The sequence below is a fragment of the Microbacterium sp. UBA3486 genome (genome assembly GCF_002377845.1).
GTDB classification, from domain to species: domain Bacteria; phylum Actinomycetota; class Actinomycetes; order Actinomycetales; family Microbacteriaceae; genus Microbacterium; species Microbacterium maritypicum_A.
Map to the genome: position 1 here is coordinate 26,409 of NZ_DFQP01000009.1, position 22,946 is coordinate 49,354.

At 69.0% G+C, this 22,946-nt stretch carries 21 protein-coding genes; 18 read left to right on the plus strand and 3 right to left on the minus strand.

From position 1 onward, the window contains the following. Positions 1-36 precede the first annotated feature (36 nt). Positions 37-501, minus strand: a complete 465-nt coding sequence (locus B2869_RS00970) for a hypothetical protein (protein ID WP_292761653.1) — start codon at positions 499-501, stop codon at positions 37-39. Positions 502-654: 153 nt separating this feature from the next. Here B2869_RS00970 and B2869_RS00975 point away from each other — a divergent pair, with 153 nt between their 5' ends. The 12 genes from B2869_RS00975 (at position 655) to B2869_RS01030 (ending at position 10,712) form a co-directional block, all read left to right on the plus strand. Further along, positions 655-969, plus strand: a complete 315-nt coding sequence (locus B2869_RS00975) for a DUF2277 domain-containing protein (protein WP_292761655.1) — start codon at positions 655-657, stop codon at positions 967-969. Positions 970-1,112: 143 nt separating this feature from the next. Beyond that, positions 1,113-2,153 carry a response regulator gene (locus B2869_RS00980; protein WP_292761657.1) on the plus strand — a complete coding sequence of 347 codons (1,041 nt, stop codon included), beginning with the start codon at positions 1,113-1,115 and terminating at the stop codon, positions 2,151-2,153. Beyond that, a complete protein-coding gene (locus tag B2869_RS00985; protein WP_292761659.1) occupies positions 2,153-3,142 on the plus strand; it encodes an ATP-grasp domain-containing protein in 990 nt (329 codons plus the stop codon). Before B2869_RS00980 ends, B2869_RS00985 begins: the two co-directional genes overlap by 1 nt. Further along, positions 3,139-3,852: a PHP domain-containing protein gene (locus B2869_RS00990; RefSeq protein ID WP_292761660.1), complete on the plus strand. Its 714-nt coding sequence runs from the start codon at positions 3,139-3,141 to the stop codon at positions 3,850-3,852. Before B2869_RS00985 ends, B2869_RS00990 begins: the two co-directional genes overlap by 4 nt. Further along, on the plus strand, positions 3,852-5,339 hold the full coding sequence (locus B2869_RS00995; protein WP_292761662.1) for a glycosyltransferase family 2 protein: 1,488 nt from the start codon (positions 3,852-3,854) through the stop codon (positions 5,337-5,339). Before B2869_RS00990 ends, B2869_RS00995 begins: the two co-directional genes overlap by 1 nt. Then, positions 5,336-5,479: a hypothetical protein gene (locus B2869_RS01000; RefSeq protein ID WP_292761664.1), complete on the plus strand. Its 144-nt coding sequence runs from the start codon at positions 5,336-5,338 to the stop codon at positions 5,477-5,479. The genes B2869_RS00995 and B2869_RS01000 overlap by 4 nt, the downstream gene beginning before the upstream one ends. Beyond that, a complete protein-coding gene (locus B2869_RS01005) occupies positions 5,476-5,823 on the plus strand; it encodes a response regulator (protein ID WP_136024541.1) in 348 nt (115 codons plus the stop codon). The genes B2869_RS01000 and B2869_RS01005 overlap by 4 nt, the downstream gene beginning before the upstream one ends. After that, positions 5,820-7,625: an ATP-binding protein gene (locus B2869_RS01010; RefSeq protein ID WP_292761668.1), complete on the plus strand. Its 1,806-nt coding sequence runs from the start codon at positions 5,820-5,822 to the stop codon at positions 7,623-7,625. The genes B2869_RS01005 and B2869_RS01010 overlap by 4 nt, the downstream gene beginning before the upstream one ends. Before the next feature lie 35 nt (positions 7,626-7,660). Further along, a complete protein-coding gene (locus B2869_RS01015) occupies positions 7,661-7,909 on the plus strand; it encodes an AbrB/MazE/SpoVT family DNA-binding domain-containing protein (protein WP_021198899.1) in 249 nt (82 codons plus the stop codon). Then, a complete protein-coding gene (locus B2869_RS01020) occupies positions 7,909-8,271 on the plus strand; it encodes a type II toxin-antitoxin system VapC family toxin (RefSeq protein ID WP_292761692.1) in 363 nt (120 codons plus the stop codon). The genes B2869_RS01015 and B2869_RS01020 overlap by 1 nt, the downstream gene beginning before the upstream one ends. Before the next feature lie 103 nt (positions 8,272-8,374). Continuing rightward, positions 8,375-8,926: an OsmC family protein gene (locus B2869_RS01025; RefSeq protein WP_292761672.1), complete on the plus strand. Its 552-nt coding sequence runs from the start codon at positions 8,375-8,377 to the stop codon at positions 8,924-8,926. 97 nt (positions 8,927-9,023) lie between these two features. Beyond that, positions 9,024-10,712: an ABC-F family ATP-binding cassette domain-containing protein gene (locus B2869_RS01030; protein WP_292761675.1), complete on the plus strand. Its 1,689-nt coding sequence runs from the start codon at positions 9,024-9,026 to the stop codon at positions 10,710-10,712. 13 nt (positions 10,713-10,725) lie between these two features. Here the strand turns inward: B2869_RS01030 and B2869_RS01035 are convergent, their stop codons facing one another. Then, a complete protein-coding gene (locus B2869_RS01035; protein WP_292761678.1) occupies positions 10,726-11,811 on the minus strand; it encodes an FAD-dependent oxidoreductase in 1,086 nt (361 codons plus the stop codon). Between the two features lie 74 nt (positions 11,812-11,885). On the opposite strand from B2869_RS01035, the gene B2869_RS01040 reads away from it, so the two are divergent. From B2869_RS01040 to B2869_RS01050, 3 genes are all read left to right on the plus strand, one after another. After that, positions 11,886-13,001 (plus strand): GuaB3 family IMP dehydrogenase-related protein, encoded by a 1,116-nt coding sequence (locus B2869_RS01040; protein ID WP_021198895.1) that lies wholly within the window; start codon positions 11,886-11,888, stop codon positions 12,999-13,001. A gap of 59 nt (positions 13,002-13,060) precedes the next feature. After that, a complete protein-coding gene (locus tag B2869_RS01045) occupies positions 13,061-13,822 on the plus strand; it encodes an SURF1 family protein (RefSeq protein WP_292761695.1) in 762 nt (253 codons plus the stop codon). 267 nt (positions 13,823-14,089) lie between these two features. Beyond that, positions 14,090-18,679, plus strand: coding sequence for an ExeM/NucH family extracellular endonuclease (locus B2869_RS01050; protein ID WP_292761680.1), 4,590 nt, complete (start codon positions 14,090-14,092; stop codon positions 18,677-18,679). 70 nt (positions 18,680-18,749) lie between these two features. On the opposite strand, the gene B2869_RS01055 is transcribed toward B2869_RS01050, so the two are convergent. Further along, positions 18,750-19,373, minus strand: coding sequence for a glyoxalase (locus B2869_RS01055; RefSeq protein WP_029258593.1), 624 nt, complete (start codon positions 19,371-19,373; stop codon positions 18,750-18,752). A gap of 120 nt (positions 19,374-19,493) precedes the next feature. Between B2869_RS01055 and B2869_RS01060 the strand changes: the two genes are divergently transcribed. The 3 genes from B2869_RS01060 to B2869_RS01070 form a co-directional block, all read left to right on the plus strand. Then, on the plus strand, positions 19,494-20,006 hold the full coding sequence (locus tag B2869_RS01060) for a DUF3817 domain-containing protein (protein WP_021198891.1): 513 nt from the start codon (positions 19,494-19,496) through the stop codon (positions 20,004-20,006). Next, positions 20,003-21,589, plus strand: a complete 1,587-nt coding sequence (guaA, locus tag B2869_RS01065) for a glutamine-hydrolyzing GMP synthase (RefSeq protein ID WP_021198890.1) — start codon at positions 20,003-20,005, stop codon at positions 21,587-21,589. The genes B2869_RS01060 and guaA overlap by 4 nt, the downstream gene beginning before the upstream one ends. An 8-nt stretch (positions 21,590-21,597) precedes the next feature. Further along, on the plus strand, positions 21,598-22,946 hold a 1,349-nt coding region (locus B2869_RS01070), incomplete at its 3' end, for a glycosyltransferase (protein ID WP_292761686.1).

Below are 22,946 nucleotides of genomic sequence, written 5' to 3' on the forward strand. Positions count from 1 at the left end.
GCATCCGGTCCCTCTCGTCTTCTCGTCGGGGGAGGCTCAGCCGCACCGGTAGGTGACGCCGTCGACCTCCCATACGCCGGTGCCCAGCTCGGCACACATGCCGATGAGGCCGGCGATGACCGTCGCGAACAGGATGATCCCGATGATGCCGGCGATGGTCAGGATCGCGCCGATGATGATGCCGGCGATCGCGAGTCCCTTCGGCTGCCCCGCCTTGCCGAGCTTCACGACGGCGACGATGCTCAGGATGAGGCCGATCGGTGCAGCCACGAACGCGAGGACGAGGCCGACGATGGACAGCACGCGTCCAGGAGGGGTCGGTTCCGGCTGCGGATACGCGGGTGCTGCGGGAGCCGGGTATCCAGCGGCGGGTGCCGCGCCCGGAGCGGTATCCCAGGTCGGTGCCGAGGCGGGCGGAGGCGGAGTGGGGGCGGCTGCGGGCGGCGGCACCGGGTTCGCGGGGTCGGGCGCAGGCGGTTCGGGGAACGGGGGGTTGGTCATGTGCTTTCCTGTCGACGAGGCGGGAGGGAACGCACGGGCGGTCCCGGTTGCCCCCGAGCGTAGCGACCGCCCCACGACCGCACCATCCCCTCCGCGCCGTGGACCTCCGGTCGGCCTCTTCCGTCTGCTTGCGGGGCGGCGTAGCGTTCCGGTATGTGCCGGAACATCGTCCCGTTGAACAACCTCGAACCCGCAGCGACCGATGAGGAATGCCACGACGCCGCTCTGCAGTTCGTGCGCAAGATCGCCGGGACCACGACGCCGTCGAGAGCCAACCAGCCGGCGTTCGACAGCGCCGTCGGTGAGATCGCCGTGGTCGTCAGCCGTCTCCTGAGCGAGCTCGTCACCACGGCGCCGCCGAAGAATCGCGAAGACGAAGCGGCGAAGAGGCGGGCCCGATCCGCTGAGCGTTACGAGGCGATCCGGGTCTTCCAGGAGGAGAAGCGCGCGGCTCGCACCGGAGCATAGGAGAGGCACCGTCGCCAGGGCGGTGCCGTATGCCAGAATCGACATACCCCGCTCGACTTTCCCTGCGGACCCGGTGTTGAAGGGCATCGAGATCGCGTGACCGACCCCCATCGGTCAGGGAACCTCCCCAAGGAGAGCTGTACATGGAGGAATCCCCTCGCGTTCTCGTCGTCGATGACGATCCGGACGTCGCCCTGCTCGTGAAGACCGTGCTCGAGCGGCGAGCCGGCTGCATCGTCGACGTCGCCGAAGACGGCCGTTCGGCTGTGGAGCGCGTCGCCGAAGTGCGTCCGGACGTCGTCGTCACCGACATCGAGATGCCGGGACTCAACGGGCTCGAACTGCTCGCCGAGTTGCGGAAGACGGTTCCCTCGGTTCCGGTCGTGGTGATGACCGCCCACGTCTCGGTGGAATACGCCGTCTCTGCTCTGCGGGCGCAGGCGGATGAGTTCCTCACCAAGCCGCTCGACAACGGCAAGCTCGTGGAGGCGGTCACCCGTCTCGTCGAAGAGGGGCGGCGACGCCGTGAAGAGGCGCGCAAGCCCGAGCGGGTGCTCGCGATCGGTGCGCACCCCGACGACGTCGAGATCGGTGTCGGCGGGCTGCTCGCGGCGCACGCCGCGGCTCACGATGAGATCACCGTCCTCACGCTCTCCCGCGGGGCCAGAGGAGGCGACGCCGACAGCCGTCAGAACGAATCCCTGGCCGCGGCCGACATGTTGGGCGCCCGTCTGTTCCTGAAGGACCTCGTCGACACGGAGATCTCCGGAGGCGGCTCCACGGTGCGGATCATCGAAGAGGTCGTGCAGGAGATCCAGCCGACGATCGTCTACACGCATTCGAGTCACGACCGCCATCAGGATCACCGCGCCGTGAGCGAGGCCACCATCGTCGCGACGCGGCGCGTGGGCACCGTTGCCTGCTACCAGAGCCCGTCCTCCACGATCGACTTCCGTCCCACGAGGTTCGTGCGCATCGACCACTACCTCGACGAGAAGCTACGGCTGCTGGAGCGCTTCGGATCGCAGACCGCGAGTCGCGACTACCTGGCGCCCGAGTTCGTCACCGCGACAGCCCGGTACTGGTCGAGGTTCGGCGGAGGCACCGCGGTAGAACCTCTCGAAGTGGTCCGCGAGACCGCCGAATTCATCGGCGCCCACGAACTCACGCGACGGGAGAACTGATGACCAAGCGGGTGCTGGTGACCGGTGCCGGGGGACCGGCAGGAGTGGCGGTGATCCGGTCGCTGCTGCGCCGATCCGATCTGACCGTGTTCGCCGCCGACATGGACGGCTGGGCGAGCGGCATCTACCTGGTTCCACCGGCGCAGCGGCGTCTGGTGCCGCCGGGAAGGGACGCCGACTTCGTCTCGGCGATCGCCCGCATGGTCGCGGAAGACGGCCTCGATCTGGTGATCTCGACCGTCGACGTCGAGCTCATCGCGCTCGCCGAGCGCCGGGAGGAGCTGGCCCCCGCTGTCCTGGCCGCTCCGTCGGCGGACACCCTGAACACCGCGCTCGACAAGCTCGCGCTCGCCGAGCGCTGCGCGCCGACCGGACACACCCCGCGCACGGTTCTCGCCGGACGTGACGCCGAGGCCGTCGACTGGGAGTTCCCGGTCTTCGCCAAACCGCGTCAAGGCGCGGGAAGCCGTGGCGTGCGGCTCGTCCCCGATCGCGCGGCTCTCGAGGCGCTGCCGACGGACGAGGGACTCATCGTGCAGGACTTCCTCCCGGGGGAGGAGTACTCGGTCGACGTCATCGCCGATGCCGCCGGCAACGTCGTCGCGGCCGTGCCCCGCACCCGCGCCCGGGTCGATTCCGGCGTGGCGATCGCCGGGCGCACCGTCCGCGACCCGGAGCTCGAGGAGACGGCAGCATCGATCGCGCGCGCGATCGGACTGGTCGGCGTCGCGAACGTGCAGCTGCGGCGCGATCGCACCGGTCGTGCCGTGCTGCTCGAGGTCAATCCGCGCTTTCCCGGGGCCCTGCCGCTGACGATAGCCGCGGGCGTCGACATCCCGTCGCTCGTGGCCGACCTGTTCCTGGGGCGCGAGCTGCCGGTGCAGATACCGTTCCGTGAGGTCGCTTCCGTGCGCTTCCTGGAGGACGTGATCGTCGAGATCGAAGACGTGCTGGTCTCCGCCCATGCAGGGCATCAGGAGGAGCTGTGAGCCACGCTCTGCTTCGCGGCGATCACCACGTCCACTCGACGTTCTCGGACGATGCCGTATCGACGCTCGCCCAGAACGTCGAGGCGGCAGCGGCCGCGGGACTCACCACCCTGCGTCTGGTCGATCACGTGCGACAGAGCACCACCTGGGTGCCGGAGTACCTCGCTGCGGTGCGGGCCCTTCGGGTGCCGGATGGTCTCGTGGTGCTCACGGGAGCGGAGGCGAAGATCCTCGACGCCGCGGGAACGCTGGACATCCCGACGCTCCCGGACGGGATCGACCGCATCCTCATCGCCGATCATCAGTTCCCCGGTACGGCCGGTCCTCTCGGGCCCTCGGCGGTCCGGGAGCGGATCGCCGCCGGCTGGGCGACCGACGACGTACTCGATCAGCTCGTCGAGGCGCTCGTCGCCACGATGCGCCGGTACCCGGGGAACCAGCTCGCGCACTGCTTCTCGATCCTGCCGAAGATCGGCCTGTCTGAAGAGGATCTCGGCCCGGAGCGGACGGAAGCCTGGGCCCGAGCCGCCGCCGAGACCGACACCCTCGTCGAGGTCAACGAGAAGTGGGGGTGCCCGGACGTCCCGGCACTGACCGCCCTGCGCCGCGTCGGCGGTGAGATCGTCGCCTCCACCGACAGTCATGACGCCTCGGAGGTCGGCCGATACTCCCGGGTGATCGGGTTGCTCGACGCGATGGAGGTGTCGTGATGCCGGATCTCTCGGTGCTGGAGACCGTGCTGGTCATCGTCCTCCTGCTCTGCGTGCTGGTGGGAACGCTGCCCGTGATCAATACCGGGCTGCAGTTCCTCGTGCTGCCGTTGCACGCGTTCCGCAATCACTACGGCAAGGCGGCGCCGTACCACCCGCACGTCGCCGTCATCATCCCGGCCTGGAACGAAGGCGCGGTGATCGGTCCGGCCATCGAACGACTGCTGCAGCTGGAGTATCCCGCCGAACGCCTCCGGGTCTTCGTCGTCGACGATGCGTCCACGGACGACACCCCGGCGATCGTCGGCGCGAAGGCGCAGGCCCATCCGGGTCGCGTCGTGCATCTGCGTCGCGAGAAGGGCGGCGAGGGCAAGGCGCACACGCTCAACCACGGTCTCGATGTGGTCCTCGCCGACTCGTGGACCGAAGCGGTGCTCATCATGGATGCGGACGTGATCTTCGCGCGCGACTCCCTGCGCAAGCTCACCAGGCACCTCGCCGACGAGAAGGTCGGCGCGGTGACGGCGTACATCGCTGAGGGCAGCCGCGACCGCAACTACCTCACCCGGTTCATCGCGATCGAGTACGTGATCGGCCAGCTCTCCGCCCGCCGGGGGCAGAACGTGGGCGGTGCGATCGCCTGCCTCGCCGGTGGCGCGCAGCTGCATTCGCGGGCGAACCTCGAGGCCATCGGGGGACGCATCCCGACGGGCACGCTCGCCGAAGACACCATGACGACCTTCGAGGGTCAGCTCAAGGGACGTCGGATGGTCTTCGAGCCGCACGCGGTCGTGCTGGCCGAGGAGCCGCGGACGATCGACAGCCTGTGGAAGCAGCGGTTGCGCTGGGCGCGGGGCAACGTGCAGCTGACCTCGATCTACCGCAAGCTCTGGTTCCGCCCGAGCCGCGATCACAACCTGGGCAGCTTCGGTTTCGGGCTGGCCTGGTTCACGATCCTGCTGCTGCCCGCCTTCATGCTGCTCGCGGCTGCGGGGATGCTCGCACTGCTCGTCCTGCACAGCGACATCGCCGAGTTCGTCTTCCGCTTCATGTGGATCTCCGCGGCCTGCATCTACCTCTTCTCGATGCTCTACTCCGTGCAGCTCGACCCGCGGACCGGCAGGCATTCCTGGCGCGAGGCGATCATGTTCCCGGGGCTCGGCGCCCTGATCCTGATGGCGATCGCCCTCTTCCCCTGGGCGTTCGAATCGCTCCTGACCGCCCTCGGGCTGGGGCTGACGGATCAATCCCGCTTCGTCTGGGCCGTGATCTTCTACCTGTGGGGCCCGATCTCGATGCTCGGCATCTGGCTGGCGCGCGCGGTGGAGCCTCTTCCCGGTGGACGGTTCTTCGCCGGTCTGCTGCTGTACATCTGCGGCTACGGGTCGCTGCTGTGTGCGATCACCGTGGACTCCTACATCAAAGAATGGCGTCGAGCCGACGCCTCCTGGATCAAGACCGAGAAGATCGGACGTGTCGACTCATGACCGCAACCACGTCGCACGATGCCGAAGTCGAGGAGATCGCCGCGGACGCCCGACGAGAGCGGCGACTGATCCCTCAAGCCCTGCTCGCCCTGGCCGTCGTCGTCATCATCGTCGTCGTGCGAGAGCTGTTCCTTCGATGACCGGGAGGCCGCTGGCACTCGTCGTCGAGGACGCTCCCGACCAGGCCGCCCTGCTGCGTCGATACCTCGATCGTGAGGGCTTCGACGTGTTCATCGCCGGTGACGCGGAATCGGCGATCGCGGCGTTCTCCGAGATCGATCCCGTACTGGCGGTGCTCGACCTCATCCTCCCCGGCATCTCGGGACAGGAGTGCGCGCGACTGGTCCGGGAGCGGTTCCCCGAGTGCTTCCTCGTGATCAGCTCGGTGCTCGACGCCGCCGACTATCCGCCGGCCGATGCCGCCCTGCCGAAGCCGATCACCGGCTCCGACCTGCATGCCATCGTGGGGACGGTGCGGCGATGAGGGCGACTCCGCTCGACCGGGCGGAGAACCGCTGGTATCAGGTCTTCGACAACCCGAGCCCGCTGCTCAAGCAGGCACCGACGGTCATCGCGACCGTCATCGCGGCGATCTTGACCTGGTGGGTCCCCGACCTGCCGATCACGCACGTCGCACCGGCCGTGGCGGGAATCGCGGTGGTCCTCGCGGCGACCGCGTTCGCCGCCGTGCTCACCGCGCGCGGCACGATCGACGGGTGGGCCGTCCTCCTCATCCCCATCGTCGACATCGCCGGGCTCGGCCTCTTCCGCACCGGCACCGGTGGCGCCACCTCGCTCTTCTCCTCGCTCGTGCTCCTCCCCGTGGTCTGGCTGGCCGCGGCGCCCGGAATCCGTTGGGTGTTCGTGGTCGGCGGGCTGACCTCGATCGCCCTGCTCATGCCGTACTTCACCGACCCGCCCGAGACCTCGGTCGAATGGCTGCGCGGTGTGGTCGGACCGCTCGTGTTCTCGGCGGTGGCGGCGGTCATCAACCAGCTCTCGAGACAGCAGCGCATGCGCGTGGAGCAGGCGGAGGAGCTCGTCGCCGAACGCACCAGGGCGCTGTCGGAGAACGTCGCGATGATCGTGCAGCTGCGCGACAAGGAGCGTCAGTACCGTGAGCTGCTCGACTCGTTCGAGAGCCTCTGGTCGTCCATCACGGCACAGGCGGTGATCGCCACGGATCGGCGCGGCATCGTGACGGCGTGGAACCCCGGCGCGGTGCGGCTTCTCGGGCTGCCGGTCGACGAGGCGCTCCGCGACGTGCGCATCGATCGCTTCTTCTCCACCGCCGTGCTCTCGATGCTCGCGGCGGAGAACGCGCAGGACGCGCAGGTCGTGCGGGGGAATCCTCCGCGGGATGCCGAGCTCGCCGCCGGGATCGAAGCGCTGTTCGCGCAGGCCGATGCCGGGTCGACGGTGGACAGCGACATCGAGGTGGTCACGGCAGGGGGCACCACGGTTCCGGCACGCGTGACGGTCAGCCCGCACAAGGACGGCGCCGGCGCACAGCAGGGCTACCTCTTCGTGCTGACCGACGAGACCAGGGCCGTCGAGGTCGCCCGCATGAAGGATGAGTTCGTGGGGATGATCTCGCACGAGCTCCGCACGCCTCTCAGCGCGATCATCGGCTTCCTCGATCTGCTCCAGAACGATCCGGGGCAGCCGCTCACCGATGACCAGCAGGAGTTCGTCGGCATCATCGAGCGCAACGCGCAGCGTCTGCTCAACCTCGTGGGCGACCTGCTCTTCACGGCTCAGGTCGAGTCGGGGCGGTTCCCGCTCGAGCGCGAGGAGACCGACGTCGCCGAGTTGGTGCGATCGGCCGTGACGTCGGCCGGGCCGCATGCGCAGCGAGAGGGCATCGATCTCGTGGCCGAAGTCGGGACGGATGCGATCCCCGTCTTCGTCGACGCGGGTCGCATCGGGCAGGCCATCGACAATCTGCTCTCGAACGCCATCAAGTTCACGCCGCGAGGCGGTGCGGTCACCGCTCGGGTGCGAACGCTCGACGGAGGCGTGGAATTCTCGATCGCGGACACCGGAGTGGGCATTCCGGAGGACGAGCAGGGGATGCTCTTCACCCGCTTCTTCCGTGCATCGACCGCGACGCGCAACGCGGTGCCGGGGGTGGGGCTCGGCCTCACGATCACCCGGGCCATCGTGCTGGCGCATGGAGGGACGATGGACGTGACGAGTCAGGAGGGTGTCGGGACGGAGTTCCGTTTCTTCCTGCCGGCTGCGCCTCGTACCGAAGTGCTGATGAGCCTGAGCCGGCCCGACTGAGTCCCTCATCGAGCTGGGGGTGGTACTCTCGGGGCATGGGTACCACATTCGTCGCACCGATGGGCGACCGTGGGCGTCTGGTGGTCCCTGCCGAGCTCCGTGCCCGTCAGCACTGGGAGCAGGGGGTTCCCCTGCTCATGATCGAGACGGCGGGAGGCGTGATTCTCGTCACCCGGGAGCAAGCCAAGGCGCTGGTGAGGTCGCAGCTGGAAGGGAAGGACGCTCTCGAGTCCCTTCTTGCAGAGCGACGCAGATCAGCGAACTCCGAGGACGCGGCTGCGTGATGGTGGTCGATGCGTCAGCGCTCCTCGCGTTCCTGCAGGGAGAACCGGGCGCCGATCGGGTCGAGGAAGTCCTCGATGAGTCGGTGATCGGAGCGGCGAACTGGTCGGAGCTCGCGCAGAAGGTGCGCGCGGCCGGTGCCGATTGGGGGGTCGCTTCCGGTTTGCTGCTCAGCTATCGAGTGCGGGTGGAACCCGTGTCTCAGCGCGACGCCGAAGCCGCCGCGGAGTCATGGGAGCGCGGGAGCGGGCTCTCACTGGGAGATCGGTTGTGTCTCGCACTCGCGCAACGTCTCGACATGCCCGTTCTCACGGCGGACCGCGCGTGGGGCGAGTCCGAGCGCATCGAGCAGCTGCGACGCTGACCCGAGCGGAGAACATCTCGGCGTCGTGACGCTGCGTGTCCCGGTGTGAAGTCGGATGACGAATGGCCGGCAGCGCACGCGGGATGGCCGCTACCGTCGGGCCATGACTCTTCTCCAGGACCAGCTCGCCGGTGTCGCCGATGTCACACCGCCCGAGCGCGCGCAGCGCCTCACCGACGCCGGATCGGCGTGGAACGACCGGATCGCAGCGGACGACGCCAATGCCCGGCTGACGTATCGGGTCAGTGGGCGCGGCATCGGCTCCGTGGCGACCGAGATCCGCGCAGGCAAGCACCGCTTCGTCGTCGACGAGCCGGGCGCGCTCGCGGGTGACGACGTGGCGGCCAGCCCGGTCGAATATGCGCTGGGTGCGCTCGTCTCGTGTCAGGTGGTCGTGTACCGGCTCTACGCCCAGGCTCTCGGGCTCACGATCGACGGGATCGAGATCACTGCGGAGGGTGACCTCGACGTGCGCAAGCTGTTCGGCCTCGACGAGTCGGGGCGTGCAGGATTCCACGACGTGCGGGTGGCGGTCGACATCACCGGCCCGAACACCCCGGAGGAGTACGAGAACCTGCGTACCGTCGTCGACGCGCACTGCCCCGTGCTCGATCTCTTCGCCGCTCCCGTGCCGACGTCGAGCGTTCTGGTCTGACCGTTCGGAGCATCTCCGGCCGCGGTGTGGAGCATGCCCGCTCCTGCTGATAGCCTGGTCGGCTCGGCATGCGCGGGCGGAAGGACGGCCACGCACCGTGGGCTCTATCGATGTATCCAGCGTCTCCTTGACGCTCCCCGACGGCAGACCTCTTCTCGACGAGGCGAGTTTTCGCGTCGGCGCCGGCTCGACGAGCGCGCTGATCGGCCCGAACGGCGCGGGCAAGACCACCCTGCTCCGCATCATCCGCGGCGATCAGACGGCCGATGACGGCGTGGTGACGATCGACGGCGGACTCGGCGTGATGGACCAGTTCGTCGGTCACGGCGAGGCGGGCGAGACCGTCCAGCAGCTCCTGGTGCGGGTCGCTCCTGCACGCATCCGCACGGCGGCCGAAGGGCTCGAGGCGGCGGAGAACGCGCTGATCGAACGCGATGAGCACGACACGCAGATGGCCTACGCGTCGGCGATCGCCGAGTACGCGGATGCCGGAGGCTACGAGCACGAGACCGTCTGGGACCAGTGCACGATCGCTGCCCTCGGGGTGCCGTACGAGCGGGCGCGGTATCGCGAGCTCACCACGCTCTCCGGGGGTGAGCAGAAGCGGCTCGCGCTCGAGGCGCTGCTGCGGGGGCCCGACGAGGTGCTGCTGCTCGACGAGCCGGACAACTACCTCGACGTGCCCACCAAGCGCTGGCTGGAGGAACAACTGCGTCAGACGCCCAAGACCGTGCTGCTGGTGTCGCACGACCGCGAGCTGCTCGCTCGTGCGGCCGATCGGCTCATCACCCTCGAACCCGGGGGAGCCGGCGCGACGGCCTGGGTGCACGGTGGCGGCTTCGGCACCTACCAGCAGGCGAGGACCGACCGGATGGACCGGCTCGACGAGCTGCGCCGGCGCTGGGACGAGCAGCACGAGAAGCTGTGCACCCTGGTGGCGAACCTCAAGGTGAAAGCCTCGGCGAACGACGGTTTCGCGTCGCGGTATCAGGCGGCGCAGACCCGTCTGCGCAAGTTCGAGGAAGCCGGCCCGCCCGAGGAGCGGCCGCCCGCGCAGGAGTTCGACATGCGACTGCGCGGCGCGCGCACGGGCAAGCGGGCGGTGGTCGCGCAGCGGCTGGAGCTGACCGGGCTCATGCGTCCGTTCGATGCCGAGGTCTGGTACGGCGACCGGGTCGCCGTGCTGGGCTCGAACGGATCGGGGAAGTCGCACTTCCTGCGGCTGTTGGCGCGCGGCGGCAGCGACCCCGATGCGACGCTCGGCCATGTCACCGCGACCGGCGAGCAGCTGAGCGCGGTGGAGCACACCGGCACAGCCGCACTCGGTGCGCGCGTGGTACCCGGCCTGTTCGCGCAGACGCATGCGCATCCGGAGTTCGTCGGACGCACGCTGCTCGAGATCCTGCACCGCGGCGACGATCGACGCGCCGGGATGCCGCGTGATGCCGCGAGCTCGGCGCTCGACCGGTACGGCCTCGTGCAGCAGGCTCAGCAGACGTTCGATTCGCTCTCGGGTGGACAGCAGGCGCGGTTCCAGGTGCTGCTGCTGGAGCTCTCCGGGGCGACGCTGCTGCTGTTGGACGAGCCGACAGACAACCTCGACCTGGAGTCGGCCGAGGCGCTCGAACATGCGCTCGCACGATTCGAGGGCACCGTGCTCGCGGTCACCCACGACCGCTGGTTCGCGCGGTCGTTCGACCGGTTCCTGGTGTTCGGATCGGACGGGGACGTGTACGAATCCGACGAGCCGGTGTGGGACGAGAAGCGGGTGGCGCGCACACGCTGACGTCCGGCGAGGATCAGGGCAACCGGAAGGGCGCAGCGGCGCGCGCGGTGGGGTCCATCGTGAGGTCGGCGAGGATCCCGCCGACGCCCGGGGCGAACTTGAAGCCATGACCGGAGAATCCGGCGCCCACCACGATCCGGCCCCGGCGATCCAGCACGAACGTCCCGTCGTCGGTCGAGGTGTACGTGCAGCTGATCGGCACGGCGGACGCGGCGTCGAGCCCCGGCATCCACTCGCGCACGTAGTCCGCCAGCGCGCGTTGATGCGTGGGCAGGTGCGGTCGGGCGTCCGGGTCGACCTCATCTCCCACGCGGTGGAAACCCACCTTCACGCCTTCGCCGGGCGTCGGCATGCCGTAGACGGTGGCAGGGTATGCCGCGGGATCGACGTAGTGATTGAACGAGGGCCAGGTCGCGTCGGTCAGCGGCCGGAAGTGCGCCGGCGTCTCTTCGGTGACGGCGAGTCGCGGCAGGCCGAAGCGGGCGAGGAGCTTCTGCGTCCACGCGCCGGCGGTCACGATGACGACCTCCGCACGCAGCCGGCTGCCATCGGCGAGATCGACCGCGGCGCCGTCCCGGTTCTCATCGATGTGCGCGACCGGCATGTTCCAGCGCACCTCTGCGCCCCCGGCGACGATCCGCCGTTCCAGCTCGTGGAGCGTCTCTGCCGCACGCACGACCCCGGCGTCGGAGGACCACAGCACGTCGCCGTCGAAGCGCATCCCCGGCCACCGGGCGCTCGCCTCGGCGGGGGAGAGTACCGCGCTCGGGATGCCGCGGGCGTCGAGCCCCGCGTGCACCGCGGCGAGGTCGGGGTGGCCATGGGTGACGAGTCCGTGCAGGCGCAGGAGCGGCTCCCCGTCGACGTCGCCCAGTGCATCCCACCCGGCGCGGGCGCGCACGAGCAGATCGAGGTAGTGATCCTCGTCGTACGCGTTGTTGAAGTTGCGGGTCGCCCCGTGCGAGGCGCCCTCATGATGGCCGCGTGCGAACCGGTCGACCACGACGGGACGACGTCCTCGTCGCACCAGCTCCCACGCCGTCGCCAGCCCCATCACGCCGCCGCCCACCACAACGACGTCCACGGTCTCGGTCCTCATGTCGTCCTCCCGGTCTCGGAGCCAGTCTTCCAGCACGGGCCCGTCCGGCCGCCGGGTAGGCTGGTGGGGTGACCATGGAGATCGAGCTCGGCCGAGGAAAGCGTGCACGCCGCGCGTACACGTTCGATGACATCGCGGTGGTGCCCTCGCGGCGCACGCGCAACCCGGAGGACGTGTCCACCGCCTGGACGATCGACGCCTTCGGCTTCGAGATCCCGGTGCTCGGCGCGCCGATGGACTCGGTCGTGAGCCCGCAGACCGCGATCATGCTCGGTCAGCTCGGCGGACTCGGGGTCCTCGACCTCGAGGGCCTGTGGACGCGTTACGAGAACCCCGAGCCGCTGCTCGCGGAGATCGCGGGTCTCGACGATGCCGGGGCCACGGTGCGGATGCAGGAGCTGTACTCCGAGCCGATCAAGCCCGAGCTCATCACCCGTCGCCTCGCCGAGGTCCGCGAAGCGGGCGTCACGGTCGCAGGGTCCCTCACCCCGCAGCGCACTCAGGAGTACTACGACACCGTCGCCGCCGCCGGCGTCGACCTCTTCGTGATCCGCGGCACCACGGTGTCGGCCGAGCACGTGTCGAGTGTCGCAGAGCCCCTCAACCTCAAGAAGTTCATCTACGACCTCGACGTGCCCGTCATCGTCGGCGGTGCCGCGACCTACACCGCGGCCCTCCACCTGATGCGCACGGGCGCCGCCGGTGTGCTCGTCGGCTTCGGCGGGGGAGCGGCGTCGACCACGCGCGCCACCCTCGGCATCCACGCGCCGATGGCGACGGCAGTCTCCGACGTCGCCGCCGCTCGTCGTGACTACCTCGACGAGTCCGGCGGACGCTACGTGCACGTGATCGCCGACGGCGGCGTGGGCACGTCCGGTGACATCGTCAAGGCTCTCGCGATGGGCGCCGACGCGGTCATGCTCGGCGTCGCGCTCGCCCGTGCCACCGACGCACCGGGCCACGGTTTCCACTGGGGGCCCGAGGCGCATCACCCCAAGCTGCCGCGCGGCCACCGTGTCGAGGTCGGCGGCATCGGCACGCTCGAAGAGATCCTCTACGGCCCGGCGCCCGTGGCAGACGGCACCGCGAACCTCATCGGTGCGCTGCGCAAGTCGATGGCGACCACCGGATACTCCGACCTCAAGGAGTTCCAGCGGGTCGAGGTCGTGCTCGCACCGTACGAGGCCTGAGGGTCCTGCGCTCCACCGTGACCACTCCTGCTCTGTTCCCCCCGACTCTCCGCGAGGTCATGCTGCGGGGACGCTGGATCGGGATGCTCCTGCTCTGCCTCCTCGTGGCCGGGGTCTTCGCCTGGCTCGGACAGTGGCAGCTGGAGCGCGCGATCGAGACCGATCCGCCCGCTCCCGGTGCCACCGAGCAGGTCCAGCAGCTCACCGACGTCCTCGAGCCGGGCGCCTATCTGCCCGAGCCGCTCGTGGGTCAGCGGGTCGAGACCACCGGCACCTGGGTTCCCGGGGACTTCATCGTGGTGTCGAGCCGCTTCAACGACGATGTCGAGGGCTACTGGGTCACCGGTCAGCTGCGGGTCGCCGAGCGCACCTCCATCGCCGTCGCGATCGGCTGGGCTCCCGATCAGCAGACGGCTGACGCGGCCGTGGAAGAACTGGAAGCCGGCGCCGACGGCTCCGAGGTCGACGTCACCGGACGCATCATCTCGGACGAGGGCCCCCGTGTACCGCCGCACTCCGATCCGCAGCGGCTGGATCGCATGTCGCCGGCCGCGCTCCTCAGCCGTTGGCACGATGTCGAGGAGCTCGACGTCTACCGTCCCTACCTCGCCTCGACCACGGCGACGGCAGGATTGGTCGACATCTCCTCGCCGGCACCCGATGAGATGTCTCCCGTCAACTGGCTCAACGTCTTCTACGCGGTCGAGTGGGCGATCTTCGCAGGCTTCGCGTTCTATCTCTGGTATCGCCTCGCGAAGGATGCCTGGGAGCGCGAGGTCGAGGAGTTCGAGGACGAGGCGCAGGGCGACACCGTCGCCTGATCTCACGCGCATCCGCGCGCGTTCTGATGCGCAATTGTGCGCCATCGTGCGTGGGTAGCGACCTTCGTCAGGGGTCGTTCCGGCCATCCGGTGATCGCTCGATGACGAATCGGAAAACTCCGTTGAGGATGTCCGGACCGCTCCGTATGCTCGCAACCATGTGAGCACGCTGGGAGTTTCCCCTGTGTGCCGTGACAGTCCTGAGAAGTGTCGAACCCGACCGAGGAGACCGCACCGATGATGTCCGCTCCAGACGAGGGGAACCGCATGGCTCCCGTCTCGCACCGTAGAAGTCGAGGGCGCGTCGGCGCTCTCGCCGTGACCTGTGTCGCCGCGCTGAGCCTCGGCTCGCTGGCCGCCGTTCCCGCCACCGCCGACACCTCGGGCACAGGGGTGGTGATCAACGAGGCGTATCTCTCCGGCGGCAGCTCCGGAGCGGCGTTCAAGAACAAGTTCGTCGAGCTGTACAACCCCACCTCGGCCCCGATCACCCTCGACGGCATGTCGCTGCAGTACCGCTCGGCGAACGGGACGGCCGCGTTCAACGGCGTGGCTCCGCTCACCGGCGTCATCCCCGCCGGCGGCTACTACCTGGTGCAGGGCAACAGCAACGGCGCGAACGGTGCCGAGCTGCCCGCACCGGATGCCGTCAGCACCCTGACCCCGAGCGGTACCAACGGTACGCTCGCGCTCGTCGAGGGCACCGCGGCCGTGAGCCTCACGCCGGGCTCGGCCGTCGGCGTCGACGGCGTCGTCGACCTGCTGGGCTACGGCACCTCGAACACCTTCGAGGGCACGGCGGCCACCGCGCCCTCCGGCAACACCGACGTCAAGTCGCTCAACCGCACGGGCGGCGTCGACACCGACGTCAACAGCGCCGACTTCACGCTCTCGCCCACGATCACCCCGCAGAACTCCGGCGACACCGACCCGGGCACCGGTCCGGGCACGGATCCGACCACGGCCACCATCGCCGAGGTCCAGGGCACGACCGACGTCTCGCCGCTGAACGGGCAGACCGTGCAGGTCGAGGGCGTGGTCACTGCCGACTACCGCACCGGCGGCTACAAGGGCATCGTCATCCAGACCCAGGGCTCCGGCGGCGCGACCGACGCGACGCCCGGTGCCTCGGATGGCGTCTTCGTCTTCCTGAACGCGCTGAACCCCACCCTCGCGATCGGCGACCTCGTCTCGGTGACGGGCTCTGTGAGCGAGTACTTCGGACAGACGCAGATCAACCCGGCCGCGGCCGCCGACGTCTCCGTCGTCACGGCAGGCGTCGGCGTTCCCGCCGTCACGCCGCTGCCCGCCGCGGTGCAGGGAGCCGACCGCGAGCAGTTCGAGAACATGTACGTGGCTCCGGAGGGGACCTACCGTCTCGCCTCCAGCCACCAGCTCTTCAACTTCGGCACGCTCTGGCTGAATGCCGGTGACGCACTCGCCGTGAAGAGCACCGAGACCACGCGTCCCGGCGCCGAGGCTGCCGCGATCGCCGCGGCGAACCGGGCGAACCGCATCCTGCTGGACGACGGCTGGTCGATCCAGGTGTCCAACAGCGGCCACCCCGGCGAGCAGCCCTACTTCACGAAGGACACGGTGGTCCGCAACGGCGACACCGTCGACTTCGGCGACAACGGCTACGTGCTGCAGTGGGGCTTCAACGATTGGCGCCTGCAGCCGGTCGTGCCGATCGACGACTCCTCGTCGGCCGACCTCAAGGTCGGCTTCGAGGCGACGAACCCGCGCACCGACAGCGCGCCGTCCGTGGGCGGCGACGTCCAGGTCGCGTCCTTCAACGTCTACAACTACTTCACGACGTTGAAGAGCGAGAACTCCAACGCCCGAGGCGCGGCGAACGCGGCGCAGTTCGCGATCCAGAAGTCCAAGATCGTCGCGGCGATCAACGGGCTCGACGCCGAGATCGTCTCGCTCATGGAGATCGAGAACTCGGTCAAGCTGGGCAAGCCCGTCGACACCGCCCTCAAGGACCTCGTCGCCGGCCTCAACGCCGACGCCGGCAGCGACGTGTGGGGCTACGTGCCCACTCCCGCCGCCTTGAACAACGCGGCGACGACCGACTTCATCACCAACGCGATCATCTACAAGAAGGATGCGGTCAAGCGGGTCGGAGAAAGCGTCACCGTCACCGACGAGACCGTGTGGGGCAACGCCCGCGAGCCGATCGCGCAGGCGTTCGACATCGACGGCCGCGTCGTCACCGTCGTCGCGAACCATCTGAAGTCGAAGTCGCCGCCCGAGGGAGCAGGAGCGGAGCCGGCCGACGGACAGGGCTTCTTCAACGCCGACCGCGTGAAGCAGGCGAACGCCATCCTCGCCTTCACTAACCAGCTCGAGCAGACGACCGGCAGCGGTGACATGCTGCTGATCGGCGACTTCAACGCCTATGGCAAGGAAGATCCGATCGACGTGTTCACCTCGAACGGGTGGAGCGACCTGGTCGCCGACAAGGCCTCCGGCCAGTACACGTACTCGTTCGACGGCGAGCTCGGCTCGCTCGACCACGTGATCGCGTCGCCGTCGCTCGCCTCGTCGATCACCGGTGCGGGCGTGTGGGGCATCAACTCCCCGGAATGGAGCGACCGCGGCTACGCGTTCGGCGCCACCGAGCAGGGAACGCCCTACCGCTCCAGCGACCACGACCCCATCATCGTCGGCGTCTCCTCGGAGATCCCGCCGGTGAGCATCGACGTCGTCACGGTCAACGACTTCCACGGTCGGATCGAGGCCGACGGCGCTGCGGCGGGTGCGGCGGTCCTGGCCGGTGCGGTCAAGCAGTTCCGTGAGGCGAACCCGAACACGATCTTCGCCGGTGCCGGCGACCTGATCGGCGCGTCGACGTTCACCTCGTTCATCAACGACGACAACCCCACGATCGACGCGCTCAACGCGGCCGGCCTCGATGTCAGTGCGGCGGGCAACCACGAGTTCGATCAGGGCTGGGAAGACCTGCGTGATCGCGTGCAGGAGCGCGCGGACTGGGAGTACATCTCCTCGAACGTGTTCGTCACCGAGACCGGCGAGCCTGCGCTCGCACCGGCCTGGGTGAAGGAGCTCGACGGCGTGCGGGTCGGCTTCGTCGGCGCGGTCACCGAAGACCTCGATTCGCTCGTCTCGCCCGAGGGCATCAAGGACCTCGAGGTCCGCAGCATCGTCGATTCCGTGAACGCGATGGCCGACGACCTGCGCGACGGCGATGAGTCCAACGGCGAGGCGGATGTCGTCATCCTGCTCGTGCACGAAGGCGCGTCCAGCGTCGAGCTCTCCAGCATCACGCCGGACTCGCCCCTCGGCGAGATCGTCTACGGGGTCGATGACGACGTGGACGCCATCGTGTCGGCGCACACCCACCTCGCCTACAACCACGTGATCGACGGCCGCCCGGTCGTCTCCGCGGGTCAGTACGGCGAGAACCTGGGCCTGATGAACATCAAGGTCGACCCGAAGACGAAGGACCTGATCTCGATCACCAACGAGATCAAACCCCTCACCGCTGCGGGCAAGCCGCTCTACCCGGCCGTCCCCGAGGTCGCGGACATCGTGGCCAAGGCGAAGGCCGAGGCCGATGTGCTGGGTGCGATCAAGGTCGGCGACATCACGGCCGACTTCAACCGCGCGCGTCAGACGAACGGATCCGAGAACCGCGGTGGCGAGTCCACCATCGGAAACTTCGTCGCCGATGTGCAGAAGTGGTCCACGGGCGCTGATGTGGCGATCATGAACCCGGGCGGTATCCGGGCGAACCTCACGTACGCGTCGGCCAGCGCGTCCGACCCCGACGGCAACGTCACCTACCGTGAGGCGGCGACGGTCCAGCCGTTCGCCAACACGCTCGTGACGCTGACGCTCACGGGGGCGCAGCTGAAGGGCGTGCTCGAGGAGCAGTGGCAGCCGGCAGGTTCGGCTCGTCCGTTCCTGAAGCTCGGAGTCTCGAAGGGATTGGTCTACACCTACGATCCCGCCGCAGCGCAGGGTTCGCGGATCACCTCGATCACCCTCGACGGCGCCCCGCTCGATCCGGTGAAGAACTACACGGTCGCCGCCAACTCGTTCCTCGCGGCCGGTGGAGACAACTTCTCCACCTTCAAGGAGGGCACGGGCAAGCGCGACACCGGCAAGGTCGACCTGCAGTCCATGGTCGACTGGTTCGACGCGAACAAGACCGCGAGCCCCGACTACGCCCAGCGCGCGGTCGGTGTGGCGGTCAGCCCCGCGGATGCCGACGGCTACAGCGCCGGCGACCAGGTGACCGTGTCGCTCTCCTCGCTGGCCTTCAGCGCGGGCGAACCGGCTCCGGGTGAGGTGTCGCTGTCGCTCGGCGGCACGCAGCTCGCGGCCGGTGCGGTCGACCCGGCGGTCGTCGACACCACCGACGAGGGCGGGCGCGCCAGCCTGACCTTCACGGTTCCGTCCGGTGTCTTCGGCGAGCAGGTGCTCACCGTGAACGTCGCCGGTACCGGAACCACGGTGCAGGTGCCGTTCACGATCGCGGGAGAAGCCGAGTTCGCCGGCACGATCGCCCTCGGCTCGTCCAAGGTGACAGCGGGCAAGAGCCTCAAGGTCACCGGTGAGGGCTACGTGCCCGGCGAGACCGTGTCGATCGAGCTGCGCCCGAAGAAGGGCAAGCCGGTGCAGGTCGGCACCGTCCAGGTCGGCGCCGACGGCACGTTCAGCACCTCGGTCACCGTGCCGAAGAGCGCCCCGTCGGGCAAGTACACCGTGGCAGCGTCGCAGGCCGATGGAGACGCGGCGACCGCCACGGTCACCGTCAATCGCGCCGGCGGCATCATCGGTGCGATCCTCGACTGGCTCTGGGAGCTGCTGACCCGGTGGTTCTGATCGGGTAGGGGATGACACAGGCGAAGGCCGTCGGGACTCTCCCGGCGGCCTTCGCCACGTCGTCCGGGTTTCAGGCGTCGACTGCGACGGGAGCCCACACGAATCCGTCGGGGTCGACCGCAGCGCCGAGCACGCCGTTGACCGTGATCCGATGCGAGCCGGATCCTTCGGCGGGCACGCCCGCGTCCTTCGCGAGGGACGCGTGCCGGTACAGGCCGAGGCCGATCGGGCCGGCTCCGGTGTCGAACTGCACATAGCTGCGGCCGAAGCTCTTGCCGACCGGGATGCCGCGCTCCGTGTAGAAGGTCTTCGATGCGACGACGTCGTCCGCTCCGAGCAGGAGGATGATCTCGTCGACCGCCCGGCTCGGGGGAGCGGTGTCCTTCTTCGCCGAGGTCGCGACCTTCCAGATAGCGCCGTCCGGGGCCTGGATCGTGCCGCCGACGCCCCACAGCGACTTCGACACGGGCTTGATCACCGTGGCGCCGGCGGTGACCGCGGCATCCACGAGTGCACGCACATTCGCAGGCTGGGAGACGACGAGCGACAGGGTGTAGCCGCGGAAGCCGGTGGTGTCGGCATCCGCGGTGCGGAATCGCAGGCGATCGCCGAGGTCGAACGCGTGCGCGTAGAACGAGCGGGCGGCGTCCACGTCGGGGACGTCGAGGGTGAGGGAATCGATCGTGGTGTTCATGTCGACGACGCTACGAGCGCGTCTTCCCGCGTGCTTCTCGATTCCTGACCGATGCGCAGCGCTCTCTCCGCACGATGGTGCCCGGATTCGACACGATTTCCCGGCGGCTAGACTGGACGCATGCCCGAACCGAAAGTCGCCAGCTTTCCGGCGATCCGCGGTGCGCTGAAGTTCTACCAGATCGCGTCGATCATCACAGGAGTCATGCTGCTCCTGCTGCTGACCGAGATGGTGCTCAAGTACACGCCGATCCACCTCGAGCTCTTCATGGGAGGCTCCGGAGGACCGCTCTGGTTCGCCGGCGTGCTCGCCGGGCCCGACTGCCAGTGGTGGTCGCTGTTCGCCCCGATGACCAACTCCTGCGAGATGACCTCGCTGGGCGACGGATTCAACCTGTCGCTGTTCATCCTCGTGGCGCACGGTTGGTTCTACGTCGTCTACCTCTTCGCGTGCTTCCGCATGTGGAGCCTGATGCGCTGGCGGTTCCCGCGCTTCATCCTGCTCGCGCTCGGCGGCGTCGTGCCGCTGCTGTCGTTCTTCATGGAGGCCGTCGTCGCCCGTGAAGTCAAGACCTATCTCGCCACCAGAGAGGCCGCCGAGGCCTCCGCCCCCGCCCCGGAAGGTGTCCGTTGACCGAACAGTCCGAGACCCAGCAGCGTCCTGCGCTCGTCGTCGACTTCGGCGCGCAGTACGCGCAGCTGATCGCCCGCCGCGTCCGCGAGGCGGGTGTGTACAGCGAGATCGTGCCGCACACCGCCACGGCTGAGGAGATCGCCGCCAAGAACCCGGTCGCGATCATCCTCTCCGGAGGCCCCTCGTCGGTGTACGAGGAGGGAGCGCCGAAGCTGGACCCGGCAGTCTTCGACCTCGGGGTGCCGACCCTCGGCATCTGCTACGGCTTCCAGTACATGGCCCAGACGCTGGGCGGCGAGGTCGCGAACACCGGTCTGCGCGAGTACGGCGCCACGGATGCCGTGATCACCGGCGACGGCGGGACGCTGCTCGGCGGTCAGCCGGCCGAGCAGAACGTCTGGATGAGCCACGGCGACCAGGTCGCCAAGGCCCCCGAGGGCTTCGACGTGCTCGCGACGACGGATGCGACCAAGGTCGCGGCGTTCGCGAACGAGGAGCGCGGCTTCTACGGCGTGCAGTGGCACCCCGAGGTCAAGCACTCGGACCACGGTCAGCGCGTGCTCGAGAACTTCCTGCACAAGGGCGCGGGCCTCGCGTCCGACTGGAACAGCGGCAACGTGATCGCCGAGCAGATCGAGCGCATCCGCGAGCAGGTGGGCGACGCTCGGGTCATCTCCGCGCTCTCCGGCGGTGTCGACTCCGCCGTCTCCACGGCACTGGTGCACAAGGCCATCGGCGACCAGCTCACCGCAGTCTTCGTCGATCACGGGCTTCTCCGCAAGGGCGAGCGCGAGCAGGTCGAGAAGGACTACGTCGAGTCCACCGGCGTGCGTCTGATCACGGTCGACGCGGCAGAGACCTTCCTCGGCCACCTCCAGGGGGTGACCGACCCGGAAGAGAAGCGCAAGATCATCGGACGCGAGTTCATCCGTGCGTTCGAGAAGGTGCAGCTCGACCTGGTCGCCGAGGCCAAGGCTTCGGGCGGCGCTCCCGTGAAGTTCCTCGTGCAGGGCACGCTCTACCCCGACGTCGTCGAGTCCGGCGGTGGTGCGGGCACGGCGAACATCAAGTCGCACCACAACGTGGGCGGCCTTCCCGACGACCTCGACTTCGAGCTGATCGAGCCGCTGCGCGCCCTGTTCAAGGACGAGGTCCGCGCGATCGGTCGCGAGCTCGGCATCCCCGAGGCGATCGTCGGACGCCAGCCGTTTCCGGGGCCCGGCCTCGGTATCCGGATCATCGGTGAGGTCACCGCTGACCGTCTCGAGATTCTGCGTGAGGCCGACGCCATCGCCCGCGAGGAGCTGACCAAGGCCGGCCTCGATCAGGAGATCTGGCAGTGCCCCGTCGTGCTGCTCGCCGACGTGCGCTCGGTGGGTGTGCAGGGCGACGGCCGCACCTACGGCCACCCGATCGTGCTGCGCCCGGTGTCGAGCGAAGACGCCATGACCGCCGACTGGACGCGTCTGCCGTATGACGTGCTGTCGAAGATCTCGAACCGCATCACGAACGGCGTGCGCGACGTCAACCGCGTCGTGCTCGATGTCACGTCGAAGCCGCCGGGAACGATCGAGTGGGAGTAGGGAGCGCCATGCTCCCCGATGCGGCGCCGGTGCTTCCCGACGCCGAGTACGTGGTGCTGTCCAGTCGGTTGATCCCGGGCATGGACGGCGGCTACACGATCGCGACGCTCACACGTGCCCGGCAGCTCGCCGAGGCCGGGGTCGCGAAGGGGGCGGGTCCGCAGCTGCTCACGTTCGACCCGGGGGCGGCTGCCGATCATGCCGCGCACCGTCGGACCTTCGCGGAGCAGGGGGCGCTCGTCGACCCCTCACGCATGCGCAACCTGTTCGACGAGGCCACGGATTCCGGTGGGGGAGCGGCCGATTGGCTGCGCGCTGCCGCCGACCCCGCGGTGACCGCCGACCCCGACGTCGAGTACCGCGTGCTGACGGATGTCGACGGCCGGCCGTTCGCCGCGCTACCGATCATCCCCGGCAATCCGGACTGGCATCTGACCGAGGAACCCGTTCTCGTCTACGACGCCGCAGGCGAGGTGGTCGGGGCGCTGCACGGGTTCCGCGGGCTCTACCGGGCCTGGCTCGAGCACGTCGCGGATGCGTTCGGTGATCGCCTCATCGTCGTGATCTGCGAATCCCGGCAGCTCGGCGAGCTCATCGCCGACTGGTCCGATCCGCGTGTGCGCATCGTCCACCCGATCCACACCATGCACGTGGAGGCGCCGTACACCCCGGATGCTCCGATGAACCCGCTCTGGACGCGCTGGTTCCGGCTGACCGACCGTTTCGACGCCGTCATCTGGCCGACCACCACCCAGCGCGACGATGTCGTGGCGCGTTTCGGCTCCGCGGCTTCTGATGTCGTGGTGCCGAACCCGATCGCCCCGGTGGAGCATCGGGACGACCTCCGCGAAGACGGGCTCGTCGTCGTGCTCGGTCGTCTCGCGCCAGGCAAGCGCATCGATCAGGCGATCCGGGCGTTCCTCGCCGCGGACGTCGCCGGAACCCGGATGGAGATCTGGGGCGGCGGGCCCGAAGAGGATCGGCTGCGCGCGCTGATCGAGGAGCTCGGCGCGGGGGACCGCGTGCTGCTCGCGGGTTACACCGATTCGCCCGGCACCGTCCTCGATCGGGCGTCGGTGATCGTCACGGCCACCGCCTTCGAGGGCCAGCCGTTGTCGATCGTCGAGGCGCTCCTGCATGGGACCCCTGTCGTGTCATACGACGCCCGCTACGGCATCCGTGACGTTCTGGAACAGGGCGGTGGCGTCCTGGTCCCGAGCGGCGACGTCGAGGCGCTGGGCGAGGCGATCCGCGCGCTGCTGACCGACCCCGATCGGCTCGCGGCGCTGAGCGCCGAGGCCCCGTCGGTCGCTGCGGCCTGGAGCCCGCAGCGTTCGCTCGACGCCCTGACCGCGGC